The sequence below is a fragment of the Chitinophaga filiformis genome (genome assembly GCF_023100805.1).
In the GTDB taxonomy this organism is placed as follows: domain Bacteria; phylum Bacteroidota; class Bacteroidia; order Chitinophagales; family Chitinophagaceae; genus Chitinophaga; species Chitinophaga filiformis_B.
The window spans coordinates 3,148,885-3,174,052 of the sequence record NZ_CP095855.1; the positions used below are offsets into that span (position 1 = coordinate 3,148,885).

The following is a 25,168-nucleotide window of genomic DNA, read 5'->3' on the forward strand; positions in this document are numbered from 1 at the left end:
AGAGCCTAATGTCTCCAAACGGCAGTCTCATTGGATTGACCGAACAAGAACAATCCGGCTTACAGGGTTTGTATTGTCACCTTGTTAAGCGCTAAGAAAAGGCGATATCTGGAGGTATCCTAAACGAGAGAAATTGAAGGTAAGGAGAAGGACGAAGACAGTCTTAGCATCCTCATAGTACCGTTAGAAGAGTGGGAAATCAGCTCTATGAAAGTCACTTAGTAGGGAAGGGGATGTCTGTTTACGGAACTAGCATCTTAGCAACACTAAATGTACCAGAGACATGAACGAAGTGTTAACAGTAGTGATGCAGATAGCGGCCCGGGCAAGGAAGCAACCGGGAGAAGCGCTGACTGACCTGCACGTGTTTATTGACATCGGACTATTGTATGACTGCTTTGACTCACTGAATAAGAAGGGTGCAAGTGCAGTAGATGCGGAGAAATGGATTGTCTGCAATTACCTCAAACGTATATGTAAGCGTATACCTGATGTTAAAAAGGGGGCACCGTATTTTTTACGTTTTTTGCCACTTCCATTAAAGGTACCATCGAATTGACTTCTTAATAAAGAGAAATCTCAGCTAAAGCAATATAAACATGGATGCAACAGAGGACATTCTGAACATTCAGCTTCCTTTCCCAATCATTTATTGCAGCTGATTGAAGATTTCAGAAGGGAAAAAATACAAACTAGTTGGTATTTTTTGCAATAGGACTTATGCTTAGATTACATTAAGGTGAATGCCATCGTAGCTTTAGGCAATGAGGTTTAATAATGCCTCTTGCAATATGCGACCGGGAATCATTTGCCCATTGTTTAGGGGCAGAAAAGATGATAACGCGGGTTTAGTATAGGCTAGCAACAGAGGTAGGAAAAACATAGCATAATCTAGAAATACGTATAACAAATAAGTTTTTATAGCAGCCCCATGGGAAAAAATAGCAATCGAAATGTCTATTGTAAATTTCACGCCTTCCCCAAATGGTTAAGACAGAATAATAATATCAGAGAGCCGAACAATTCCTCAGATATTTCACTCCGTAATATCAAGGACGAGTTTTTCTTATTGTCTTTTGTGATCGTATGCAGTGGGTTAATATTTATAGATGCCTACTTTCAAAGATTCGGTTTCAGATATCAACAACAAAATATATCTACTATGCATATAATCTATAAAGGCCTAACTATGGTAATTAATTCAAGGTTTATTATAACTCCCTATATTTTAACTATTCTTTTATCAATTTTTGAAGTATATGCAATTCAAAAAAAGATTAAATATTATCTACGTATCCGTACGCCATTTATTTATTTTTTCCTGTTTATTAATTTGATAATCATTTATCCTCTTTCCCAAAGGGCAGGTGCAAATCAGGCTATCTCGGATATTTATAAAGAAACAAGTAATCTCCCTAAAATAAAGACAATAATTTCTCCTGACATAATTATTAGATCCGACATAGATAATAAGACTTATCTCTTATTTTTAGTCGATAATGACTTTGTAACATTCTTTACACCTCTCAACAAGGATGAGAAAAACGCGTATCCGATTATAAAAAGGATTGCCAAACGTGATATAACGTTAATTGAAACATATTTTTAAATCTCAAGCCATGAAAAAAATACAATTTATACTGCTTTGCATATTCTCCTGTTTTATAGCGCGAGCCGATTATATTGACACAGGAGACAAGCAATTCTATGGGAAAATAATTTTTGTGAGTAAAGAAAAAATCATATTGAGGGATGATTGTAACGGTAATAGTAGGGAATTTAGATGGCTGCACATAAGAAGTATCAAATTTTCCGCCGATTGTCATCACCCTGGATGGGAGATGTCAACGTCTCCAGTTACAGCTGATATACAATGTTCCAAAGCCATGCTTTTTCAAATTTTTTTACCAACTCTTCAACGATTTACGTATGCGACAGAGTTCGTGATGAAAGAGGGGAAAGTTAGTATCATATATGCTAATGGAAAGGGTAGAAAGGATTTTTCGGCAGAAAATATAGATTCAATTTTAGGGCTCGCTATGTATTCAGAAGTTTGCCTATCTGATGTGCCGGCTGACTTTCCTACGCTGTAAGAGCTTCTTGTTCTCGCCAAGTTGAAACTTTCAGCCCTTGGTATCTCGGTTAGTACTATAGACTGTCTTTTTACAATATAAACCAATAGCAATGAATCAAGTGTTGTGAAATGAGATTGAATGAAATTAATCAATCTGTATTTTCCAACGATCTTGGAGGAACTAATGGGTTGCTAGTAGAGAACCGCGACAAAGTCTGTGTGTCATTCCGTGCATCAATTATGTGTCAATAATAGTTGTAGGATATATTATAATCGGTGAATTGTTGACGTTATGGTCAAAAGATCGTAAATCAATAACTTCATGGAGAACATTGCTAATCGCTATATTTCCGCTTCCCCAATAGGCAAAAAACAAATCATTGGTTCGATCTTCGCAGAAAAGCTGATTTTTTCAGAAAACAAATTTCGAACCACAGCACCAAACATCATCCTCGAGTTGATAAGCAGGCCCAGAGCGGGCTCAGACGACTATAAAAAGCAAAAGGTCGGAGAATACTCCGACCTTTCCGCTTTTGTGCCCAGAACTGGATTCGAACCAGCACACCCTTGCGAGCGCTGCGACCTGAACACAGTGCGTCTACCAATTTCGCCATCTGGGCATCTGTTTTCCGTGTCAGGGAGTGCAAATGTAGAAACTTTTTTAAAACCAACAAATTTTTTTTCAAATTTCATTTGTTAGCAGTCCCATTGGGAATGTTTTGAACACATCTGCGACTGATATTTCCCCTTTACTATCTAACATTTCACCCGTAAAAATGTTCCGCCATGGCCCCGAAGCGCCGGTGGGCAGAAGAACAGCGGCGGTCGTATCTGTCTCCCCCGGAAGCGGGGCAATAACGATCACCCATTGTTGCCGGTATACCCTGGCATATGCCACGATGTTGGTGGAACTGCATTGCAGGGGGATGTAATCACCCTCTGTGAAAAGGTCATTATGTGTACGACGGAAGTTCAATGCCTTCCATGTTACAAATAATTTCTCCAGGCCTTGCTGCCGGTGTTCCGAAAGATAGGAAAAGAAGTCAGGTGTCTTTTCCTTTGCAATGATTGTTTCCAGACATTGCCTGCGGAAGGTATAATCTATAGGCCGGCGGTTATCCGGATCTACGTAACTGTAGTCCCACAGTTCACAGCCCTGGTAAATATCCGGAATGCCGGGGGCGGTTATTTTGATCAATACCTGGGCCAGGGAGCTGATAAACGCATAATGATTGACCCTGTCAAGGAGGCTGCGCACACTTTCAAGAAATCCCGTTTCATCTGTAAGGATCTGCTTTATAAAATTGAGGCCATCGTTTTCATACGCTTCCACAGGCGCTGCCCATGTTGAATTGACCTTAGCCTCGCGGACAGCTTTGATGAAATATTGCTGTAAGCGCTCGATATAATCCGGCGTCACAATGCCGTCGGGAGGGAAGCCGGCTACGATGGACTGATAAATGAAATATTCATCAGCCGGCGTCAGTGTATTGACATAAGAACGGTTCAGTTCCCTCCACTGCGCCACCTGTTGCTGCCAGTCGTCGGGTATTAGCGAGAGTATATTGAGGCGTATACGGCCATCTTCTCCGCGCTTGGTGTCGTGTGTAGAGGTAGCATTCAGGGAACAGGCCGTATGCTGTTGCCTGGCTGTCATCCGCTGGTGGAATGTATTGATGGAAAAATCGGCTATCGTCGGACTATCACCTACTTCATTATGCGAAAGGAGGGCATTGTATACATAGAAGGTGGTATCTTCCACGCCTTTGGCCGTTACCGGACCGGTGAACTGCATTAACCTTTGCAGGAAGAGCAGTCTGTTGCGCGCTTTCTCTGCATCATGGATCTCCTCCCAGAGCGATTCCAGCAACGCTATCTCCGCTTCTGCAAGGCGGTTGACAGACCGCATTTTTGCAAAGGTATCCCCGATGATCTCCTGCGCATATTGATCCAGCGGCCATTGGGAAGGGTAGAGGCGGTATACCGGCAGGCAGGCAATAAACAGGGCCAGTGCTTCTTTCAGGTGTTCGCGGTTAGTGCGCGCATCTGCCAGTTTGAGGGCATAACAGTAACGGACAAGGTTCTCCCATTCCCCACCCATATATCGCTCCAGGATCAGCCTCTTTTTCTCATATACGATATCACTGTAATCGGCTGTATCAGGCAGCAGTTCATTGTAAAATGCACGTAGTTGTTGTTCGCCTGCAGCACTGGTCAGCAAATGATTGGTGAGCGACAGGAACTCGTATCCGCTGGTACCCTGTAAGGCCCAGTCAGATGGCAGTGTCTCCTCGTATTCCAGGATCTTTTCAGCAATAATGTAACAGTTACTGCCAAACAGCATCCGTAAACGTTCAATATAGGTAGCGGGGTCGCGCAAGCCGTCTATATGATCGATGCGGAGCCCCTGTATCAGTTCCTCCCGGTAAAGGCTATGCAGGAAAGTATGATATTCGTCAAATACCGCCGGCGATTCCATTCTCAGCGTGATCAGTTCATTCACAGTAAAGAAGCGCCGGTAATTGATCTGCCTGTCAGCTTCCTGCCAGTTGCACAGATGATAGTACTGCTGCCGCAGGAGTGTGGTCAACAGTTCCCTGTCCTTATTCACGCGGGCAACAATACCTTCCAGCAAAGCCTGGTTGACCGGTGTATACAACTGATGCTTTGCCTGTTGCCAGTCCTTCAGCGAGGCGCCGGAAGTGGCTTGCTGGTAGAGTGCATCTAATAATGCATGTACCGGCAAGGCATCACTGTCAGTTAACACGGATTGTAGCGCATCATAGGCCGAAATGGAAAAGGGGAATACCTGTTCAAAATAGCTGACCGCATATCCTTTATCTGTCAACACCAGTTTTATTTCACCATCAGCGATACATGTTTCCAGGTCTTTTCCCAGGAATGGCGCTATTACTTTGCCTGAGAGCTCAGGCGCAGAATGCTGCCAGTCTATATCGAAATATTCATAGTAAGGCGATAAAGGACCTCGTTCCATTACATCATACAAACGTGCATTGGAAGGATGAAAGGCCATGTGATTAGGTACGATATCCTGCAGCCAGTTCATATCCTTCTGCTGCAGTATTTTCCTTATTTCCCGCAATTGCTCAATACTGCCAATAGCAGGATTGATCTGATGAGGCTCTGTCACGTCATAGCCATGCATACTTCCCGGCGTCGCTGTAAATACAGGCGAGGCATACACCGTAGAAATACCAAGCAGATGGAGATAATCCAGGATCTCTTTTAATGCCTTAAAAGTAAAACCTGCATGTAGCTGCAAACGATAAGTTGCAGACGGCGGACTATATGATTTCATATACAATAGCTGAGTATGGTTGTAGCGAAATAGCTGCTGCTGATGTTACCTCGTCTGGCGCCTCACTGCCGGGACCATTCCAGACAGCTGCGGCGGAATCGAATTTCTTCTCCAGTGATCCTTCTCCGTCGTGCATATATTGAACGGGATGTTCGCTGAAATTGAAAAGCAATAATACCTTGTCATCCTTTCCTGCACGCTCCACTGCCAATAGATGCGTGGACGGTGTATATACTTTTACGCTGTTACGGGAGGTATGTTGCATGGCCTGTCTTGTTTTCCTGAAGGCGATGAGGAACCGGTATAGTTCCGTTAATGCGGTACCTGTAACGGACTTCGTTTCCCAGCTGAGTACACAATTATTAAATGTTTCCTCTGATTGCGGGTCTGGCACTTCGCCTTCCCATGCAAACGACGCAAACTCCTTTTTACGACCTTCCGTCACACCAGCTATCAGGTCTTTATCACTATGGCTGGTGAAGAACTGGAAAGGACGTGTTTCCCCGTATTCCTCTCCCATAAACAGCATGGGGATATGGGGAGATAACAATAACACAGCTGCTGCCAGTTTTTGTGCTTCAAAAGGCAGCAAACTGTTTAGGCGGTCGCCCAGCATGCGGTTACCGATCTGATCATGATTTTGTGCAAAAACAACAAACTGGTGATAGTCTCTTCCGGTAGGATACACCCCGAAATTCCTTTTACGTACCGATGAATATTGCCCTGTATACACATAAGAATCACGAAACGACTTCGCCAGCGGCGCAAGTCCGCCGAAGTCTGCGTAATAGCCGTTCAAATCTCCCGTCAGAAGACTGCGCAAGGCATGATGGAACTCATCTATCCACTGTGCATGCAGGCCATAGCCGCCTTCCTGTCTGGGAGCGATATATCGCGGACTGTTCAGATCCAGTTCAGCGATCAGCAGTTTCTTCTTATTCAGCGCCGCCTGTAATTCGTACACTTTTTCAGACAACTCAGCTGTAAAATGTTTCGCACTGCAATCCCAGATGGCATGTACCGCATCCATTCTCAGGCCATCGATATGGAACTCATCCAGCCACATGAGTGCATTCTGAATATAATATCCTCTCACGGCATCGCACCAGGCGTCATCAAAGTTGAGCGCCGGTCCCCAGGGTGTTTTATATTTATCCGTAAACCATGGACCATATTGTGAAAAGTAGTTGCCTTCCGGCCCCAGGTGATTATACACAACATCAAGTATTACAGCAATGCCATGCTGATGTGCTGCGTTGACAAGCTGTTTCAGTCCCTTTACGCCGCCATAGGAATCTTGTACAGCGAAAGGATACACACCATCATATCCCCAGTTGCGACTACCTGGGAATTGTGCAACAGGCATGATCTCTATTGCCGTAATGCCCAGGGAACGCAGATATTCCAGGCGCTCAATGACGCCCTGAAAATCATGTGAGGATGAGAAGGTGCCTGTATGCAGTTCATAAATGACCAGCTCCTGCAGGTCCAGTCCCTGCCATGTATCATCTGTCCAGTTAAAATGAGTATCTACTACTTCGGATGGTCCATGTACGCCTTCCGGTTGTGAACGGGAGGCCGGATCGGGCAGGGGAGGCCCGTCTTCGGGTATGTATTTATAACGCGTACCTGCCTGTATATTATCAACCTCAACATGCCAGTAGCCATGATCATCGCGTACCATGGGATATGAGGCCTGCTGAGGCTGTAAAACAGATAATACCATTTGCTTCCTGAAGGGCGCCCAAACACTGAATTTGCATATGCCGCCGGGCAGCAAAGCAGCCCCGGCAAAAGTATAGTTACTTGTCAATGTATCTTTTTTGCAGGTAAAGGGAAAATAATATGCCAGTGTAATCATGGCCAGATGCTTTCTAATACCTAACGCTGATAATGTGGAAATGATGCGGCGCTATTTCTACAGTCTGGTGTGTAAAAATGATTTCTTTTAATACCGGGGTGGCTGATTTGCGCTGTGCAGGGTTTTTGCAGCGTGTAATGTCATTAACCCGAAATGTGATCTATGTCGAACAAAGTAGTAAGGGACAAAAACTGGTGGAAGGAATCCATTATATATCAGATCTATCCATGGAGTTTTAAAGATAGCAATGGTGATGGTATAGGAGATCTGCAAGGCATCATATCTAAACTGGACTATATAAAAAGTCTTGGTATCGATATGGTCTGGTTAAACCCCATTTACAAGTCCCCCAATGACGACAATGGATATGATATCAGTGACTTTTACGATGTCATGGACGAGATGGGGACAATGGCGGATCTTGATGCATTGATTAAGGGATTGCACGACAGGAACATCCGCCTGATGCTGGATCTTATTGTCAATCATACCAGTGATGAGCATCCCTGGTTTGCGGATGCAAGACAATCACGGGAGAGCCCTTACTATAACTATTATCATTGGTGGCCGGCCGAGAAAGGAAAACCTCCTCACAGGTACAGCCACTTCGATCCTAAAGGAAATGCATGGACCTACAATAAGGCTACCGATTCCTATTATCTGCATTATTTCTCCGAGAAAATGCCGGATCTCAACTGGGAGAATCCGGCAGTACGCAAAGCTATTTATGATGTAATGCGCTTCTGGTTTGAGAAGGGGGTAGATGGATTCAGAATGGATGCTATCTGCTACATCTCAAAAGATACATCCTGGCCGGAAGTGGACAACATCGTGAAAGAGAAATTCAACTCTGACTGGGCAGGCTATTACTCGCACGGTCCCCATCTGCACGAGTACCTTCGGGAAATGCACCGTGAAACACTTGAAAGGCCCGATGTAGTAACACTTGCTGAAGCCTCCGGTATCACGAAAGATGAAGCCCTCGATTTTGTAAAGGAAGATCGTAAGGAACTGCATATGTTATATCACTTCGAAGGCGTGCAGCTCGGCTTTGCAAAGGAAGGATATAAACGCCTGGAACCCGGAGGGCTGAACCTGAAGAAATTAAAGCAACTATATACAGATTGGGATGCAGTATTTGCAACAGAAGGCTGGGGAACGATCTACCTCAGTAACCACGATCAGCCACGTATGGTAAGCCGTTGGGGAAATGATGAAGAGCCATTCCGGGAGGTTTCTGCCAAACTGCTGATCACCTTCCTGCTTACGATGCGTGCTACGCCTATCTTCTACCATGGAGATGAACTGGGTATGACGAACATCCGCTTTGAGAGAATAGAAGACTACAAGGATATTGAAACGATCAGCATGTACAAGTATGTGGAAAGTCAGGGCGGAGATACCGCGCGTTTCCTGGAAGATGCAAAGATAACAGGCAGGGATAATGGCCGTACGCCCTTTCAGTGGGATGGCTCTCCCAACGCCGGTTTCACCACCGGAAAGCCCTGGCTGAAGATCAACGATAACTATAAAATTATCAATGCCGCTAACCAGGACAAGGATGAAAGATCTATCCTGCAATATTTCCGCCAGCTGGTATTGCTGAGAAAACATAAACCAGTGCTGGTATATGGTGCATATGAACTATTGGATCCTGATCATCCACAGGTATATACTTATACACGTACACTGGATGAAGAAAAGCTATTGATCGTACTCAACTTTTCAAAAGAGGAGGTGTTGTATAAATTACCATTCGTGCTGGACGTCGGAACAGAACCTTTGGTAAACAACATGCTCTCATTCCGGCTTGAGAACAATGAAGTGACACTATCGCCTTATCAGGCATTGATCTTTGGCCCGCTGCCAACAGATCTGCCACCCCTGCAGGACGAAGCACAGGCTTTTACGGAAGAATTGCCTGCGGGGAAAATAAAAGAGCAAGACTCGAGCATGGAATCCAATGAGCTCACCATCTGACAATTGATTAAATCATAAATACTCCTGGCTTCCCTTCCTCAAAGCGGGAAGGGAACGCGGGAGGCCAATCATCCATTATGAACCAGACTGTTGTTTATCCTGGAAGTCCTTATCCGCTAGGGGCTACCTGGGACGGGAAAGGAGTAAATTTTGCGCTGTATGCAGACAATGCTACAGGGGTAGAATTATGTTTGTTTAACACTACTGCAGACGAGGTGGAAGCAGTGAAAATAAAGATCAGGGAGCGTTCCTACCAGGTATGGCATTGTTATCTCCCGGACGTAAAACCGGGGCAGCTGTACGGTTACCGGGTGCACGGCCCGTATGAACCACAGAACGGGCACCGTTTCAATCCGAAGAAGTTACTGATAGATCCTTACGCTAAGGCAATTGCCGGTACGATCAACTGGAGTGATGCCTTATTTGGCTATAAGATGAACGATCCCGAAGAAGACCTCAGCTTCAGTGATGTGGATAGTGTTCCGTTCATACCTAAATGTGTTGTTATAGATGACTATTTCGATTGGGAAGGAGATAAGCCTCCCAGGATAGCCTATAACGAGTCCATCATCTACGAAGCGCATGTGAAAGGATTTACCAAACAGCATCCTGACATACCCGAAGAGATCAGGGGTACCTACGCCGGAATGGCGCATCCCGTTACGATTAACTATTTGAAGGAATTAGGTATTACAGCTGTTGAACTGATGCCTGTACACCATTTTGTGGCAGACAGGCACCTGGTAGATAAAGGGCTGACCAATTACTGGGGATATAACACCATCGGTTTCTTTGCACCTGATGCCCGGTATGCTGCAAGTGGTGTACTGGGGCAACAGGTAACTGAATTCAAACAACTGGTGAAAGTCCTGCACCAGGCAGGTATAGAGGTGATCCTGGATGTAGTATATAATCATACAGGTGAAGGCAATCACCTGGGGCCTACGCTGTCCTTCCGGGGAATTGACAATGCATCTTACTACCGGCTTACGGACGACAAGCGCTTCTACATGGACTATACCGGTACTGGTAATACATTGAATGCCTATCTGCCCAATGTATTAAGGTTAATGATGGATAGCCTGCGCTACTGGATACTGGAAATGCATGTGGATGGTTTCCGCTTCGACCTGGCATCTGCGCTGGCACGCGAGCTGCATGAAGTGAACCGCCTGAGTGCTTTCTTTGATATCATTTACCAGGACCCCGTTATCTCGCAGGTAAAACTGATAGCGGAACCCTGGGATATTGGCGAAGGCGGTTACCAGGTCGGTAAGTTCCCGCCGGGATGGGCAGAATGGAATGGTAAATACAGGGACTGCATCCGCGATTACTGGCGAGGCGCTGACAGTATGCTGGGAGAGTTTGCGGAAAGGTTTACCGGCAGCTCAGACCTGTACAAGAATGACTATCGCAGCCCGACGGCCAGCATCAACTTTGTAACAGCCCATGATGGATTTACATTGCATGACCTGGTTTCCTACAATGAAAAGCATAATGAGGCAAACCAGGACAATAATACGGATGGTGAAGACCATAACCGCTCCTGGAATTGCGGGGCAGAAGGCCCTACTGATGATGAAGCAGTACTGGCACTGAGACGCCGCCAGCAACGTAATTTCTTTGCTACCCTGCTGCTGTCGCAGGGTGTTCCTATGATCCTCGCCGGAGATGAACTGGGTCGTACCCAGCGGGGCAACAATAATGGTTATTGCCAGGATAATGAGCTGTCCTGGGTTAACTGGCAGGAGGTCGACCATGACCTGCTCCAGTTCACCCGTCAGCTGATAGCCCTGCGGAAAGCACATCCTGCATTCTGCCGGAGACGCTGGTTCCAGGGGCAGCCTATTAAGGGGATCGGCCTGGAAGATATTGCCTGGTTCCTGCCGGACGGTTCTGAAATGTCAGACGAGCACTGGAGCCATGATTTTGCAAAGTCCATGGCCGTATTCTTCAATGGCAAGGGGCTGCATGCCTCCGGTGCGAAAGGGGAACAGATAGTGGACGACAGCTTCTATATTATTTTCAATGCCCATTACGAACCACTCGACTTCAGGCTGCCGCATGAGAAATATGGTCGCGACTGGACGAAGATGCTGGATACAAAGGATATGCATGTGACGGCCGGTGAAGAAACCTATTGCGGTGATGGCGTGATAAAAGTAGATGCACGGTCAGTCGTTGTGCTACGGCATAAGTTAATGCACTGACAGATCAGTTAATGAAATACATAAATTCCGTGCTGCTCCCCGGCAACTGTACCATCTTTTCATGATGCAGGCCTATCTTCTTAAGAAGGGTGATAGCATGTTCATTTTTCTCTGTTGTAATAGCTGCTACGCGGGGCAGTTGCAGGGTTGTTAAAGCGTAATGCTTTACGGCGCTGGCTGCCTCGAAAGCGTAGCCCTTGCCTGTATATTCAGGCAGGAAGGCAAAACCTATATCTACTTCTTCCAGCCCGTTCCTTTTGATCAGCCCCGTCATACCTACAGGCGTATGCTCGTCTTTCAGCGCTACGAGATACAAGCCAAATCCATAACGGTCATAACTTGCCAGCGGGCCATTCACCAGGTAGTTGCGCGCGTCATCTAATCCCCTGACATTCCTGTCGCCGATATACGACAGCCAGATGTCAGTGTTTAGCAAGCGGACAATAAAAGGCGCGTCGTCAATGGTAAAGCGGCGAACAATTAACCTGGATGTTTCACAGACAAGCATAATGCAATTCTATAATTGTTAAAATTCAGACCTATTAAGTAAGTTAGCAAAAAAAAGCAAGATGGTTAAGTATACTGCCACCATGTTGAAATTCGAGAAGCAGGGCGAAAAGACCGGATGGACATACATTGTTATTCCGGAAGATATTGCGCAGCAACTGAAGCCAGGGAACAGGAAGTCATTCCGGGTAAAGGGAAAGCTGGATAAGCATGCCATTGAGGCCGTTGCCGTGATGCCGATGGGCGACGGTTCCTTTATTCTGCCAGTGAATGCAGACATGCGCAGAGCTATCGCCAAAAGGGCCGGAGCACAGCTGGTAGTACAGATCGAAGAAGATGATAACCCCGAGCCTGTTTCTTCGCCCGAGCTGATGGAATGTTTGGAAGATGAGCCGGAGGCGCTGGCCTTCTTTAACAGCCTTGCAAAAGGGCACAGGAACTATTTCATGAAGTGGATCGAAAGTGCCAAAACCGAGCCTACGAAGGCCAAACGCATTGCACAGGCGGTCACTGCGCTGGCAAGGAAACAGGATTACCCCACCATGATGAGAGCGAACAAGGGAAAGTAATTGTACATTTGCGGGTAAATAAGAGATTACATGTATAAAGTCGGCGAATACAACCTGTTACGGGTTAAGAAAGAGAGTGAGTTTGGTCTGTTCCTGGACGGGGGTGAACAGGAGATCCTGATGCCTAAACGCTTCGTGCCGAAAGATGCAAAAAAAGGAGATGAACTGAGAGTATTCATCTATCATGATTCAGAGAACAGGCTGACAGCCACCAGCCAGGAGCCATATGGTATAGTGGGAGATATCGTGAACCTGAAGGCAACAGGCGTGACAGAACAGGGCGCCTTCCTGGACTGGGGACTGATGAAAGACCTGTTTGTACCAGCCTCCAAGCAGATCAGCAAAATGCACCCGGGACAGGATTACCTGGTAAAGATCTACCTGGATGAATTGACCGGCAGGGTAGCGGCAACAGAGAAAATAGATCCTTATCTGAGCAATGAAAACCTGACAGTAAAAGAGCTGGATGTTGTGGATATGATCGTATACCGCCGCTCCGAGATAGGCTTTGTAGTGATCATTAATAATAAACATACAGGTATCCTGCACTATAGTGAAGTATTTGGCCCCGTGGATATTGGCGATAAACTCAAAGGCTTCATCAAATCCATCAAAGGCGATAAAATAGACGTGGTGACCGGCAAGCCCGGTTATGACAGGGTCGAGAGTGAAGCAGATAAGATACTGCGCCTGCTGAAGGAAAACGATGGCTACCTGCCTTACCACGATAAGTCAGCTCCGGAGGAGATCTACGATTTCTTCAGTATGAGTAAGAAGACCTTTAAAATGACCACCGGCGCGCTATATAAACAACGTAAGATCATCTTTACGCAGACAGGCATCAAACTGATTGATGAAGATTAACTGCTGAGAATATATTTCACAGGTAATACAGCTCCTCCCCGCCTGACCATCATCAGTGCCGGAGGAGCTGTCCTTTTATCTTATTCCTTCCCGCCCTAACTACCCGTTATAACACCCATGTATCAGCTGAATGATTGTTTGTTGAACATCAGTTACTTATCCTCATTTGCAAAAAAAAGCAATCGTTTACGTGGTACCCAATCCTTTCTTGTGCGACATCTATGCGTAGCGTAGCTTACCTGGCCGGTAAGCAAGCCATTTTCGATATGAAAACCTTAAATACCCTCTATGAAGATCCATTACACAAACCGGTTGTGCGTCATTCCACGAAATATGCGTCAACTTAGACTATTTTGTTCACTGCTTTTGCTGGCCCTGTGCCTTGGGGCCGGGCAGGCATACTCCCAGCTGACCCGCCTGCGGGCCGACGGGAAACGTATTGTCAATGCCGATAACCAGGAAGTGATCCTGAAAGGGATCAACGTCGGTGGTTGGTTATTACAGGAAGGATATATGATGAAACCAGGTGGTGGCGGTACCCAATGGTCTGTTAAAAAAAGCTTGTACGATCAGGGACAGAGCGATGCTGCCGTCGAAGCCTTTTATCAGAGCTGGCGCGACAACTTCATCACAAAAGCTGATGTTGATTACATGGCTTCCCTTGGTTTCAACAGCATCCGCCTGCCATTGCATTATGATCTGTTCCTTACACCTGCGCAGCGTGCAGTCAGAAATGGCGTTGCACGCAACTCATCAACCTACAACAATTATGTTAATTCACTGACCTCCTGGTACAACAGCAACACCCTGTTCACTGATGCTAACCTGGAGGGTTTCCGCCTGACAGACAGTTTGCTGAAATGGGCTGCTGCCAACAAAATGTATGTTGTATTAGACCTGCATGCCGCTCCCGGTGCTGCCGGTACTGATGCAAACATTGCTGATGCATTTGTGGGCAACGACCTGTGGAACAGATCTATTTATCAGGACATCACCGTACGTTTATGGCAGCGTATCTCTGCCCGTTATATCAACGATGACAGGATCGCTTTCTATGACCTGATCAATGAGCCAAACAACGTACCTGCGAATCAGCAGATCCATGCACTCTTCGAAAGACTGATCAATGCCATCCGTGCACAGGGCGACACGCACCTGCTCATGATCGAGGGCAATGGCTGGGGTAACCAGTATAATTACCTGGAACCATTTACGTTCACCAACAGGAGTAACCTGGTGTATAATGCACATCGTTATGGTACCTCTACTTCTACAACCACTACCAATGGTGATGCAAACCAGATCAATGAACTGGGTAACATCAACAATTTCCGTAACACGCACAATGTGCCTGTAGTGGTTGGGGAAACCGGTGAGAACAGCGCCGACTGGCTTCGGGCTAACATCGCTGCTATGAATGCTGCCGGAGTAGGTTGGTTCCACTGGACTTACAAACGTTTTGATGCGGGCGAGAATGCTGCACTCCTGCGCATTCCTCCTCCCTACCTGGTAGACGGCGCCGGCAACATGAGTGCTGTATTGAACAATATCAAATTTGCCAACAATGTAAAGAACGTGAATACCATCGCCGCGGTTGCTCCCGGTAAAAGTTCTGCCAATGCACCCATCGGCAAAACGGTTTGGCTGCAGGGCTTCAATGGTAAGTACGTTACATCGAAGAATGGCGTAGGCGCTATGTGGTGCGATGCCAATACTCCTCAGGCATGGGAATTCTTCCAGGTAGTAGATGCCGGTAATGGTAAGATCGCGCTGAAAGGTAATACCGGTAACTATGTTTCTTCTGAGAACGGAGAACAGGCCATTACCTGTAACAGGCCAACTGTTCAGGGCTGGGAGATGTTCGACTGGATAGAAACTGCTGATGGTAAAGTAGCGCTCAGAGGCAACAATGGCTTATATGTTTCTTCTGAGAACGGTCAGCAGGCCATGACCTGTACAAGACAAACCGTACAGGGATGGGAAGCATTTACTTTCGGTATCGTTAGTGCTGCAGCAGCTAAAACAATAGCAGCAGTACAGCCGGCAGACAAGACCGACCTGAGTGTTGAAGCGAATGGCAGCCTCCTGGTATATCCTAACCCGGTTGCAAAAGGAAGCACCCTGGTCGTAAATGTGAAAAAATACAATGCATCTGCCCCGGTAAATGTGGCGGTTGTTGATGTGAACAGGAAAGTGGTGGTTTATAAGAAAGCCAATGCCCCTGTTGTGAACATCTCAACTGGCAACATAGCCAGCGGATTTTATATACTGTCAGTAACCAATGGTAAAGACACTTATACCAGCAAAGTACTGATCCAATAAATTATTTATAGAGAAGGGCTACCGTAGTGGCAGTCCTTCTTTTTGTAAGTTTTTTCTTTTCCCTCATGATAACCATTAACAGAATGCGAAACCTCTGCATCCTCGCACTCTTGGCCGGTAGCCTGACGCTCCACCCTCATGGGGCGCAGGCGCTACCGCCGGTCAACTGGCATACCCTTGCTACACAGGAAAACACCCTTCCGGTGAAGCTGGCCGCATACGGCATAAACGCTCCTGTGAATATTTTCCGGTTGGATGTAAACAGCATCGCAGTGGTTTATAAGAAAGTTAATGCATCCTGCGTTTCTTTCAGCACCGGTAGTAAGGCCGGCGGTATTTACATACCGACAGTAACAAACGGTAAGAAGTATTACAGCAGGAAAATAGTTATACAATAAGTCCTTTTTATTCATATAACGCTACCGGGCGATGGTCCGGTAGTTTTTTTCTCACATTCAACCCGTTTTTATGCAAAAGTTCTACGCATTGGTACTCCTGGCCAGCCTGGCATTTCCCGTTATCCAGGTAAAGGCACAAACGACTCCTGCTACCTGGCAGGAGCACTGGTTTGAACACAACCAGATTGTTTCCCGCGTGTTCCTCGACAATGATCTGGCCCTTTATTTCGACAGTGACGTCAGCAGCGCTGTCACCTGGCCCCGCCAGTATCTGGGTGATGTATGGCGTTATACCAAGAAAACCTATGGCTCTTTTGGTACGGAACCACAGCTGTATGCTATCCTGCATACAGGAAAGTATAGTGGTGGGCACCCTTCCACTTATTTTGACGCCAGCCATGACAACAGGAATGTGATCGATGCCGGCGCCGGTCCCTGGACGGGCGCTACGCAGGGCGATTACAACCTGCTTACGCATGAAGTGGCCCATATTGTTGAATTAGGAGGCAAGAACATGCATAATTCTCCCGCCTTCGGCATATGGGGAGACAGTAAATGGGCAGAGATCTTCATTTACGACGTCTACAAAGGCTTGGGGCTGGAAAGCAGGGCTACTTCCGCCTATAATGAGTTCACTGCCGCCCGCGACGGTTTCCCAAGGGCCAACACGGCCTGGTTCAGGGACTGGTTCTATCCCATTTACAGCCAGTATGGCGGCTCACAGGTATTGAACCGCTATTTTACACAGTTATCCCTGTATTTTTCAAGATCCGGTACTAACTACAACAGCATGAACATGGGCGAGTTTGTGCATTTCTGGAGCGCCGCTGCAGGTGTGAACCTGAAACAACTGGCTACAAACGCTTTTGGCTGGACAAGCCAGTATGAATCCCAGTTTGTACAGGCACAGCAAACCTATCCTTTCACTTATTCCACACCAGCGCCAATAGCTGTGAGCCTTTTCCAGGACTATAACTATGGTGGTTATGGCATATACCTGCCCGTGGGTACCTACAACCTGGCCAAGTTAAAGGCCTATGGTGCGCGTAATGATGATATTACTTCCCTGAAGGTAGCACCGGGGTATAAGATCGTATTGTATGCGGATGATAACTTCTCCGGCGCCAGCACTACTATTACATCAGACGTTCCTTTACTGGATGTTGCAACCTGGAATGACAAGGTGTCTTCTGTGATCATTTCAGCGCTGTCTCCCGCAGAAACTGTTGCAGCGCATGAAGAAAGCACCGGTATCAATGTATTTCCCAACCCGTCTGTGAGCGGAGGTACGCTGACTGTACAGGTAGAGAAATATGATCCGTCAAAACCGGTACAGGTACAGTTACTGGATGTGAATAAGAAGGTGGCGGCATATAAGAAAACAAATACACAACGTGTATCGCTTGCCACCGGCAATATCGCCAGCGGTTTTTATGTCCTGGTGGTAACAAATGGTGCGAAGGTCTATACAAAGAAAGTATTGATCCAATAATCATTCGGCTCCCTATATATATGTAAAAAGGCTGTTCCGCCGTGGGCGGACAGCCTTTTTCGCTGAATTACATCCTTTCTTACTTGCCTATTTTAACGTGCTTAAGGTCTGCGCCGTCTCTTAACTCTTCCGTGGCGGCAGTTACGATGGTGTCGCCCTCGTTGAGATCAGTTCCATATATTTCAATTTTTCCGTCTGCTTCGCGTCCGGTCTGTACCTGTACCCTTTCCGCCTTACCATTTACAACCTTCACCACAAATACATTCACAGTAGAATTAACAACCGCCGTCTTTGGTACGAGGAACGCGCTGTCTGCACTGTTCATGGGAATGTTCACTTCTGCGATCATGCCGGGAAGCAGCTTTTTATCATTGTTAATCACATCCATTTCGATACGCTGTGAACGCAGTCTGCTGTCCAGGGCCCCGGAAAGACGGTTTACCTTCGCGGTGAATGATTTACCGGTAAAAGCCTTCACATTGAAATTGACCTCACTGTTGTTGGCCAGGTAACTGGTATATGCTTCCGGAACGGAGATCACAAGACGCAGTTTCTTTTGTTCCTGGAGGGTAAATAAGGGGAATTCAGAGCCTTTCCCGGTCGGACCGACATAGGCGCCCGCACTCACATTTCTTGCGCTTATAACGCCTGAAAATGGCGCTCTGATCTCCAGGTAGTTCCTGGTATCGCTGATCTCCCTGTAAGATGCCCTGGCGGCATCCAGTTGTGCTTTATCTGCGTTCTGGCGGGCCAGCGCTATGTCAAGATCATTCTTAGACACGGTGCCCGGCGTCAGGCTGGTATTGTACAAACGGTCGTAGTTCGCTTTGCTGGCCAGGTATATAGCTTCCTGTGCCTTTAACCTGGATTCTGCACCAGCCAGCTGGGAACTGATCTCAGGTGCTTCCATAGTGGCCAGCAGCTGGCCGGTGCTCACTTCAGCCCCTACATCCACATGCAGCTTTCTTACAAAGCTGCTCACCTTCGCATAGATGTCCACCTGCTGGTAGGCAATGAGCTCACCGGGTATCTGTAATGAGGAAGACAATTTACCTTTCTGCAGGGACAGGGCAGATACGGCAGCCTCCTCTGGCGCAGCGGCTTCCTTTGTTTCTGATTTACCTTCCGTATGGCTGCAGCTGCTGAGCAGCATCGTAGCAGGTAAACTGCATATTATCGTGATAGCAAGTGCTTTTAGACTGTTCATATTATTCGTGTAAGGATGGTACATAGTTTTTACTTTCTTTATCTTCCGGATCGAGTGACACTGATTGTGTAGTTGTCTTACCCTGCGCCCATGCAAATACCAGCGGTAAAATGAAGAGGGTGCTGAAGGTAGAGGCGATCAGCCCTCCGATCACCGCACGTCCCAGCGGAGATGTCTGGTCGCCGGATTCTCCCAGGCCGCTTGCCATCGGGATCATACCTGCCACCATCGCAAGGCTGGTCATGAGGATAGGACGGAAACGTAATGCTACGGCTTCTTTTGCAGAAAGCAAAGCATTGGCATTTCCCAGGCGCAGCTGCTCTGCATTGGTGATCAGCAGTACGGCGTTTGATATAGATACGCCCACCGACATGATGATACCCATATAAGACTGCAGGTTCAATGTAGACCCGGTAATAAGCAGCAATGTCAGTGAACCGATCAGTACCGCCGGTACCGATGCCAGTACCACCAGCGATACCTTGAAGGACTGGAAGTTAGCTGCCAGCATCAGGAATATCACCACTACCGCTACAATCAACCCGGATTGCAGGCTGTCCAGCGTTTCCGTAAGCGTTGAGCTCAGACCGATCAGTTCCACGTTCAGGCCACGTGGCAGCTCACCGATGGATGCAATGGCTTTGTTTACATCTTCCGTAGCGGTACCCAAATCTATATTATTCGTGTTTGCTGTAACGGAGAGCGAAGGAATGGCGCCCAGGTTGTCTGCTTCGCCATACGTTGTATCCCTGGTAATGGTGGCCACATCTCCCAGTACCGGCCTGCTGGCATTTCTCAGCAGCGGAATTTCTGCGATGTCCTCAACAGCCGTCATTTTATTTTCAGGCACCTGTACCTGCACGCTGTAACTGAGATTTGATTTCTCATCTATCCAGATGTTCTTCTCTGTATAACGGGAAGAAGATGTGGACGCGATCAGCGAGCGGGAAATATCACTTACATCTACGCCCAGCTGAGCGGCGCGTACACGGTCTATCGTGATCTTCAATGAGGGATATTTTGTAGACTGTCCAAGCTGTACATCGCGCAGATAAGGGATCTTTTTCAGTTGTGCGATCACCTTTTCCGCATACTGCTCATTGAGTTGCTTATTCCTGCCGGAAAGCCTTATTTCTATCGGTGTAGGAGAGCCCTGGCTCAGGATCTTATCTGTCAGTTCTATCGGTTCAAAAGATGGCAGGACACCCGGCAGTTCTGCCTTCATCTTTTCCCTGATCTTATCTTTCAGTTCGTCCATATTCACCTTATAATCTTCTTTCAGTGCAACCTGTATCACCGCTTCCTGTGGGCCGGGCATGAACAGGTAAATGGGACTGATAGAGAATTGTCCGGGATGTTGGCCTACATAAGAAGATGAAATAGCTACATTTTCCGGGCCTACAATGCTTTTGATAGCCTGTACCGTTTTGATGGTGATCTCTTCCGTTCTTTCAGCACGCGTTCCCTGCGGCGCACGCAATCTCAGCTGGAACTGGCTGCCGTTGCCGCGTGGCAATACGTCCCTGCCTATCGTGTTCAGCAACAGTACCACCAATCCGATTCCCGCTATGATGTATACCGATACGATCACTTTACGGGCAGGCATGATCCGCTCTATGAAACGCATAAAACGATTGCGTACCTTTTCGAAGAAGGAAAGCTTACCGTTGTTGTTCATATCTGCCTTTTCTGCCAGTTCCTTCTTGCTCATGATATGATCCGGCCCATGTGGATGCGCCTTCATCAGCCAATTGGCCATGATAGGTACGAAGGTCTGTGCCAGGAAGTAAGAAATGATCATGGCAAAACCAATGGCCAATGCCAGCGGCAGGAACAATGATCCCGGAATGCCACCCATGGTGAATGCCGGTGCAAATACTGCCAGTATACAGAACAGGATGAGCAGTTTTGGGAAGGCAATTTCCTTACATGCATCCCAGATAGCCAGTCCTTTCGGCTTACCCATATCCAGGTGCTGGTGTATGTTTTCTATCGTCACCGTACTCTCGTCCACCAGGATGCCAATGGCCAGCGCCAGCCCGCTCAGTGTCATAATGTTGATGGTCTGTCCTGCTATTTTCAGACAGAGCACGGCGGCAATGATAGATGTCGGGATGGTCAGTATCACGATCAGCGCACCTCTTGGGTCGCCGAGGAAGATCAGTACCATCAGACCCGTAAGGATCGCACCAATGGTACCCTCACTGATCAGGCTTTTTACAGCGTTGATCACATATACGGACTGGTCAAATTCATATGTCAGTTTTACATCTTCGGGCAACAGCGCCTGGAATTTCGGCAATGCCTTTTTCAGTTTCTGCACTACTTCCCAGGTAGATGCATCACCGGCTTTGGCCACACTCAGGTATACGGAACGGCGTCCGTTCACCAGTGCATAACCGGCGGTAATATCGGCGCCATCTTCCACCGTTGCTACATCGCGGAGATAAAGGTTTTGTACACCGCCCTTGAAAAGCGGAATGTTCTCAAAGTCTTTTACTGTACGGATGGCGGTGTTGGCCGGCGTGATAAAGTTGATATCGCCGATACGTACGTTACCTGAAGGAGAGGTCTGATTGTTGATACGCAGGGCCTCTACCAGCTGGTCGGGCGTCATATTGTGAGAACGCAGCAGTTCAGGATCCGCCTTGATCACTATCGTACGCAGGTTACCACCAAAGGGCGGTGCAGACACCAGGCCGGGAATGGAGGTGAAGGAAGAACGTACATAAGTGTTGGCCAGGTCCAGCAGCTCATTATTGTTACGTTTTTCGCTGCTTAATACCAGCTCGCCAACAGGCAGGGTAGAAGCGTCGAAACGGATAATGAAGGGCGGTTGAGAGCCTGGCGGGAAAATGGCCTGTATACGGTTACAGAAGGCGCTTAGCTCTGCCTGCGCCTGTGCCATATTCGTACCGGGATAAAAACTCACCTTGAGAAGGCTGAGGCCTTGTATATTTTTTGTTTCAATGGTTTTGATACCGTTCACGTAAAGCAGGACGTTGATATACTGCTTACCGAAATATGCCTCCATCTGGGTAGGCGTATATCCACCAAATGGGTGGGCAATGTACATCACCGGCAGGTCCAGCTTGGGGAAGATGTCTACCTTGATCGTTCTTACAGCGCCTACGCCGAAGAAGAAGAGGGCAGCCACTATTACCAGTATGGATATTGGTTTGCGTAATGCTGATCTTATCAGGTTCATTTAATTAGAATTCATTGATGAATAGAGAGAAATTGCCGGTGGCAGCTGCTTTCAGAAGCAAGGCCTGCCATACGTTGGTATAGGCAATATCACGATCTGTTTCTGCACGGTTCAGTGTGTAAAAAACCTGTGTTACGTCCACTATTGTATTCAGCCCGTTCTTATATAGCACCGTTCTTTGCTGATAAGCTTCAGTTGCTGCATTGACCTGTATAGGCGCTTCTGCATAGTTGACCAGCGCGTTTTTGATCCTGGTATCAGACAGTGATAACTGTGCTGTCAGCTGCTGGCGTACCAGTTCATATTCATCCTGCAGGCCTTTTGATATGAATTTCTGAGAGGCTGCCTGGTGTTTTACTCTCAGCGGAGAAGTAATGTTCCAGGTCACGCCTACGCCCAGCAGGTAGTTGCTGCGGTCGGGTTTTACACCATCCCAGTAACCTTTGTTGTATGCTGTCTGATCTGCAGCATAGCCGGCGTCGAAACCGGAACCTCTTGTCTGCATGACCCCGAAAACAGAAAATGCAGGGAAGTTCAGGGTATGTATATAACGGGCCTGTTCATCGCTTAACCTGATCCGGTTCTCATAATATTTCAGTAAAGGATGGCCCTGTACTGCTGTATTAATACTATCTGTCAGCGCTGCGGGAATACGGTTAATGAACACCGTATCGAGTATGAACTCGGCCGGAGGTACGCCCATGAGTACCGCCAGCTGATTGGCTTGTGTCTGTTCTGCATCCTTTGCTTTTGTATAGGCGATCTTTGCATTGGAAACTTCTGCATTGGCCAGTGTAGAATCCACACCGGGAATCAGCCCGTTCTTCGCTCTCGTCACTACCACCGCGCGGAAAGTATCTGCACGTTCCAGGTTATTCCACCATGACCTGGTGAGGCGTTGCGCCGCCAGCAGGTTCAGATATGCGCCGGCTACCCTTACAGATTGCTGGAACTGTTCCTGTTCCCAGTCTGCCTGATCCCTGGCTACTGCTGCCTGTGCTGTCTTAATCTTCTCCTTGGCGCGGCCAAAGGCAAAGAAGTCCCAGTTGACGTTGGCGAGGTATAGTCCGCCGAAAGCAGCATTCCAGTTCTGTGAAGGCAGGGTAGGACCCGCTGATGATACCCCAAGGCCATTCAGGCCATAAGAAGGCCCGAATTGCCCGTTAACAGTACCGTAATCCTGCTGGGCAGACAGGTTAAGGTTGGGAAGATAATCCCGCTTTGCCTGGGTAACGGTTGACCTGGAGGCGTTCAGGTAATTAGCCTTGGCCTTGATCGACCCATAGTTAGCAAGTGCAGTCTGTACCGCGTCTTTCAGCGTCAGTACCTGTTGTGCGTGTAATACTTCCATCGATCCGTGCCATAAAAGCAGGAACAGGATCACGACGATTCTTTTTGTTTGCATGATTATACTTGAACATTAGACCATAAGCACTAATGTTGTCTTTCAGGAAATAATGCGTTGGCGTCTTCCTTCTGTAACATTGTGCTCCCTGTTGATTCCTCGAAAATTATCTGGCATGCCTTCCGCTGGCATAGTCCTGTTACATCGTAAATATTGAAACGAACCCTGTTTATTATGTGCCTCATTGCCGGCACAACTCATTTCGCAGCGGTGGCCTTTCTTTAGGAACATTACGGATGTTGCCGGCCAGCTCCATAACATCTTCATATCAATTGCATGATTCGTTTTAAAAGTTTGAAGAGAACCCCGAAGCAGTAATTTTATCATGTCTTATAAAAAAAGAACCACTCGGCATACGTGGTTCTTTTTACTGTCTTTTCGTCCGTTGAGTACCTTCAAAATTCGAATGTAAAGGTGGAAAGAATCCTGTTCGTTTTATTGTTTCATTCAAATGAATAGTTGTAAAAATCAAAGTTTTTTATGGCCGGGGCTGCCTGACAGGTACAAACATGAAAAAGGGCTGATTAAAGCACAATTGGCTATTAATCAACCCTATACAAAATATGGCAGTCTTGAGTGATGTGATGGTCGTTCTCTTACTTTATGCCGTAGTGGTCGTTCATCAGTTTGGTGAACAGCCTGCCGGGAAGGATGGCTTTCAGCGTCGGTACAATGGTCTGTCCCAGGGCGCCCACCAGGTAATTGTGTGCAGGACTGGATTTGGAAATGATCCTGGAAATCTTCCTGGCTACAACATCCGGATCACTGCCGTTTTGCTCGTCTCTTCCCATATTACTAACAGCGGTATCGAAGTCTTTATTCAGCTTCTCGTCTACAATAGGGAAAGGTAACTTTTCACGGTTGTCTGTGAAAGCTGTCTTGAAATCACCCGGATTGACAACCGCCACTTTCACGCCGGTGTACAGTAATTCCATACGGAGGCTCTGTGAATAGCCTTCCACCGCAAATTTGGATGCACAGTACATACCCTGGTAAGGCAGCCCGAACAAGCCTCCCAATGAGCTCACCTGTACGATCAGGCCTTTCTTACGCCCGATCATTCCGGGAAGGACAGCGCTGTTCACACGTACCATTCCAAAGAAATTCACTTCGAATTGTCTTTTGGCCTGTTCTACAGGCATGGCATACAGTGGGCCGACGATGCCATTCCCTGCATTGTTGACAACAACGTCAATATAGCCCTCATTTTTAATGATCGTGGCTATGGCGCTATTTACTGACGCATCATCAGTAATATCCATTTGCAGCGGCTTAAAGGGAACGTCTTTAATGCGTTTGATGTCCCGGCTGGTGCCATAAACAGTATGACCTTCTGCGGTAAGTGCCTTGGCAGTAGCTAGTCCCAGCCCCGTGGAGGCGCCGGTTACGAGAATTACTTTTTTCATTGTCAGATCCGAAACTTTTGATTGTTTATAGAAGACATCTGTAAAGGGATGGCTCTTTAATGTACCTTTTAATGTTGTGTTTATGCTTTATTGCCCGCCACTGTGGCCCTTATCAGGGCTTCCCGAACAAACCCGGCGCCGCAAAGATGGACAGAAAACAGGTATATCACTGTTAAATATTTCGTGCGGAAGTTACTATCTTTTTTGGTAGTAAAGGAGGAAGCATAAAAGAAGGGGACGTACCGAAAGTTGAATGAGCCCTCCTCAGAATAGGCTGAAAGCCTGCCCGGCTTCATCAGGTATGCAAATAAAAAAACTGTAGCGTCATGAGGTGCTTCAAAAGTGT

16 protein-coding genes and 1 tRNA gene are annotated in these 25,168 nt (G+C 47.1%); 9 read left to right on the plus strand and 8 right to left on the minus strand.

Features of this window, described 5'->3' with window-relative positions:
• Window positions 1-283: 283 nt before the first annotated feature.
• A complete protein-coding gene (locus MYF79_RS12655; protein ID WP_247814220.1) occupies window positions 284-559 on the plus strand; it encodes a hypothetical protein in 276 nt (91 codons plus the stop codon).
• Window positions 560-1,619: 1,060 nt separating this feature from the next.
• A complete protein-coding gene (locus MYF79_RS12660; protein WP_247814221.1) occupies window positions 1,620-2,093 on the plus strand; it encodes a hypothetical protein in 474 nt (157 codons plus the stop codon).
• 517 nt (window positions 2,094-2,610) lie between these two features.
• Here MYF79_RS12660 and MYF79_RS12665 read toward each other — a convergent pair.
• The 3 genes from MYF79_RS12665 to treZ all read right to left on the minus strand — a co-directional run bounded on the left by MYF79_RS12665 (window position 2,611) and on the right by treZ (window position 7,254).
• Window positions 2,611-2,694 (minus strand) — tRNA-Leu (locus MYF79_RS12665).
• A 62-nt stretch (window positions 2,695-2,756) separates the two neighbouring features.
• Window positions 2,757-5,393, minus strand: a complete 2,637-nt coding sequence (treY, locus tag MYF79_RS12670) for a malto-oligosyltrehalose synthase (protein WP_247814222.1) — start codon at window positions 5,391-5,393, stop codon at window positions 2,757-2,759.
• Window positions 5,380-7,254 (minus strand): malto-oligosyltrehalose trehalohydrolase, encoded by a 1,875-nt coding sequence (treZ, locus tag MYF79_RS12675; RefSeq protein ID WP_247814223.1) that lies wholly within the window; start codon window positions 7,252-7,254, stop codon window positions 5,380-5,382. The genes treY and treZ overlap by 14 nt, the downstream gene beginning before the upstream one ends.
• A gap of 162 nt (window positions 7,255-7,416) precedes the next feature.
• Between treZ and MYF79_RS12680 the strand changes: the two genes are divergently transcribed.
• Together MYF79_RS12680 and glgX are read left to right on the plus strand one after the other, a co-directional pair.
• Complete coding sequence (locus MYF79_RS12680; RefSeq protein ID WP_247814224.1) at window positions 7,417-9,234, plus strand: glycoside hydrolase family 13 protein; 1,818 nt, start codon at window positions 7,417-7,419, stop codon at window positions 9,232-9,234.
• A 77-nt stretch (window positions 9,235-9,311) separates the two neighbouring features.
• Window positions 9,312-11,444, plus strand: a complete 2,133-nt coding sequence (gene glgX, locus MYF79_RS12685) for a glycogen debranching protein GlgX (protein ID WP_247814225.1) — start codon at window positions 9,312-9,314, stop codon at window positions 11,442-11,444.
• Between the two features lie 4 nt (window positions 11,445-11,448).
• Here the strand turns inward: glgX and MYF79_RS12690 are convergent, their stop codons facing one another.
• The gene (locus tag MYF79_RS12690; protein WP_199657361.1) at window positions 11,449-11,952 is read right to left on the minus strand and encodes a GNAT family N-acetyltransferase; all 504 of its coding nucleotides are present in this window, start codon (window positions 11,950-11,952) and stop codon (window positions 11,449-11,451) included.
• A gap of 61 nt (window positions 11,953-12,013) precedes the next feature.
• Between MYF79_RS12690 and MYF79_RS12695 the strand changes: the two genes are divergently transcribed.
• From MYF79_RS12695 to MYF79_RS12715, 5 genes are all read left to right on the plus strand, one after another.
• Window positions 12,014-12,520 carry a YdeI/OmpD-associated family protein gene (locus tag MYF79_RS12695; protein ID WP_247814226.1) on the plus strand — a complete coding sequence of 169 codons (507 nt, stop codon included), beginning with the start codon at window positions 12,014-12,016 and terminating at the stop codon, window positions 12,518-12,520.
• A gap of 30 nt (window positions 12,521-12,550) precedes the next feature.
• On the plus strand, window positions 12,551-13,384 hold the full coding sequence (locus tag MYF79_RS12700; RefSeq protein WP_247814227.1) for a S1 RNA-binding domain-containing protein: 834 nt from the start codon (window positions 12,551-12,553) through the stop codon (window positions 13,382-13,384).
• Between the two features lie 333 nt (window positions 13,385-13,717).
• Window positions 13,718-15,706: a cellulase family glycosylhydrolase gene (locus MYF79_RS12705; protein WP_247814228.1), complete on the plus strand. Its 1,989-nt coding sequence runs from the start codon at window positions 13,718-13,720 to the stop codon at window positions 15,704-15,706.
• A gap of 83 nt (window positions 15,707-15,789) precedes the next feature.
• Window positions 15,790-16,104 (plus strand): hypothetical protein, encoded by a 315-nt coding sequence (locus MYF79_RS12710; protein WP_247814229.1) that lies wholly within the window; start codon window positions 15,790-15,792, stop codon window positions 16,102-16,104.
• A gap of 70 nt (window positions 16,105-16,174) precedes the next feature.
• Window positions 16,175-17,596 carry a T9SS type A sorting domain-containing protein gene (locus MYF79_RS12715; RefSeq protein WP_247814230.1) on the plus strand — a complete coding sequence of 474 codons (1,422 nt, stop codon included), beginning with the start codon at window positions 16,175-16,177 and terminating at the stop codon, window positions 17,594-17,596.
• Window positions 17,597-17,675: 79 nt separating this feature from the next.
• On the opposite strand, the gene MYF79_RS12720 is transcribed toward MYF79_RS12715, so the two are convergent.
• The 4 genes from MYF79_RS12720 to MYF79_RS12735 form a co-directional block, all read right to left on the minus strand.
• Window positions 17,676-18,803 (minus strand): efflux RND transporter periplasmic adaptor subunit, encoded by a 1,128-nt coding sequence (locus MYF79_RS12720; protein WP_247814231.1) that lies wholly within the window; start codon window positions 18,801-18,803, stop codon window positions 17,676-17,678.
• A gap of 1 nt (window position 18,804) precedes the next feature.
• A complete protein-coding gene (locus MYF79_RS12725; RefSeq protein WP_247814232.1) occupies window positions 18,805-22,011 on the minus strand; it encodes an efflux RND transporter permease subunit in 3,207 nt (1,068 codons plus the stop codon).
• A 4-nt stretch (window positions 22,012-22,015) separates the two neighbouring features.
• A complete protein-coding gene (locus MYF79_RS12730) occupies window positions 22,016-23,416 on the minus strand; it encodes a TolC family protein (RefSeq protein WP_247814233.1) in 1,401 nt (466 codons plus the stop codon).
• A gap of 596 nt (window positions 23,417-24,012) precedes the next feature.
• Window positions 24,013-24,822 (minus strand): SDR family oxidoreductase, encoded by an 810-nt coding sequence (locus MYF79_RS12735; RefSeq protein WP_247814234.1) that lies wholly within the window; start codon window positions 24,820-24,822, stop codon window positions 24,013-24,015.
• Window positions 24,823-25,168 lie beyond the last annotated feature (346 nt).

Excerpts from the sequence above, each read along its gene's own strand:
- MYF79_RS12655 (WP_247814220.1), top strand. The coding sequence starts at position 284 with ATGAACGAAGTGTTAACAGTAGTGATGCAGATAGCGGCCCGGGCAAGG.
- MYF79_RS12660 (WP_247814221.1), top strand. The coding sequence starts at position 1,620 with ATGAAAAAAATACAATTTATACTGCTTTGCATATTCTCCTGTTTTATA.
- treY (WP_247814222.1), bottom strand. The coding sequence starts at position 5,393 with ATGAAATCATATAGTCCGCCGTCTGCAACTTATCGTTTGCAGCTACAT.
- treZ (WP_247814223.1), bottom strand. The coding sequence starts at position 7,254 with ATGATTACACTGGCATATTATTTTCCCTTTACCTGCAAAAAAGATACA.
- MYF79_RS12680 (WP_247814224.1), top strand. The coding sequence starts at position 7,417 with ATGTCGAACAAAGTAGTAAGGGACAAAAACTGGTGGAAGGAATCCATT.
- glgX (WP_247814225.1), top strand. The coding sequence starts at position 9,312 with ATGAACCAGACTGTTGTTTATCCTGGAAGTCCTTATCCGCTAGGGGCT.
- MYF79_RS12690 (WP_199657361.1), bottom strand. The coding sequence starts at position 11,952 with ATGCTTGTCTGTGAAACATCCAGGTTAATTGTTCGCCGCTTTACCATT.
- MYF79_RS12695 (WP_247814226.1), top strand. The coding sequence starts at position 12,014 with ATGGTTAAGTATACTGCCACCATGTTGAAATTCGAGAAGCAGGGCGAA.
- MYF79_RS12700 (WP_247814227.1), top strand. The coding sequence starts at position 12,551 with ATGTATAAAGTCGGCGAATACAACCTGTTACGGGTTAAGAAAGAGAGT.
- MYF79_RS12705 (WP_247814228.1), top strand. The coding sequence starts at position 13,718 with ATGCGTCAACTTAGACTATTTTGTTCACTGCTTTTGCTGGCCCTGTGC.
- MYF79_RS12710 (WP_247814229.1), top strand. The coding sequence starts at position 15,790 with ATGCGAAACCTCTGCATCCTCGCACTCTTGGCCGGTAGCCTGACGCTC.
- MYF79_RS12715 (WP_247814230.1), top strand. The coding sequence starts at position 16,175 with ATGCAAAAGTTCTACGCATTGGTACTCCTGGCCAGCCTGGCATTTCCC.
- MYF79_RS12720 (WP_247814231.1), bottom strand. The coding sequence starts at position 18,803 with ATGAACAGTCTAAAAGCACTTGCTATCACGATAATATGCAGTTTACCT.
- MYF79_RS12725 (WP_247814232.1), bottom strand. The coding sequence starts at position 22,011 with ATGAACCTGATAAGATCAGCATTACGCAAACCAATATCCATACTGGTA.
- MYF79_RS12730 (WP_247814233.1), bottom strand. The coding sequence starts at position 23,416 with ATGCAAACAAAAAGAATCGTCGTGATCCTGTTCCTGCTTTTATGGCAC.
- MYF79_RS12735 (WP_247814234.1), bottom strand. The coding sequence starts at position 24,822 with ATGAAAAAAGTAATTCTCGTAACCGGCGCCTCCACGGGGCTGGGACTA.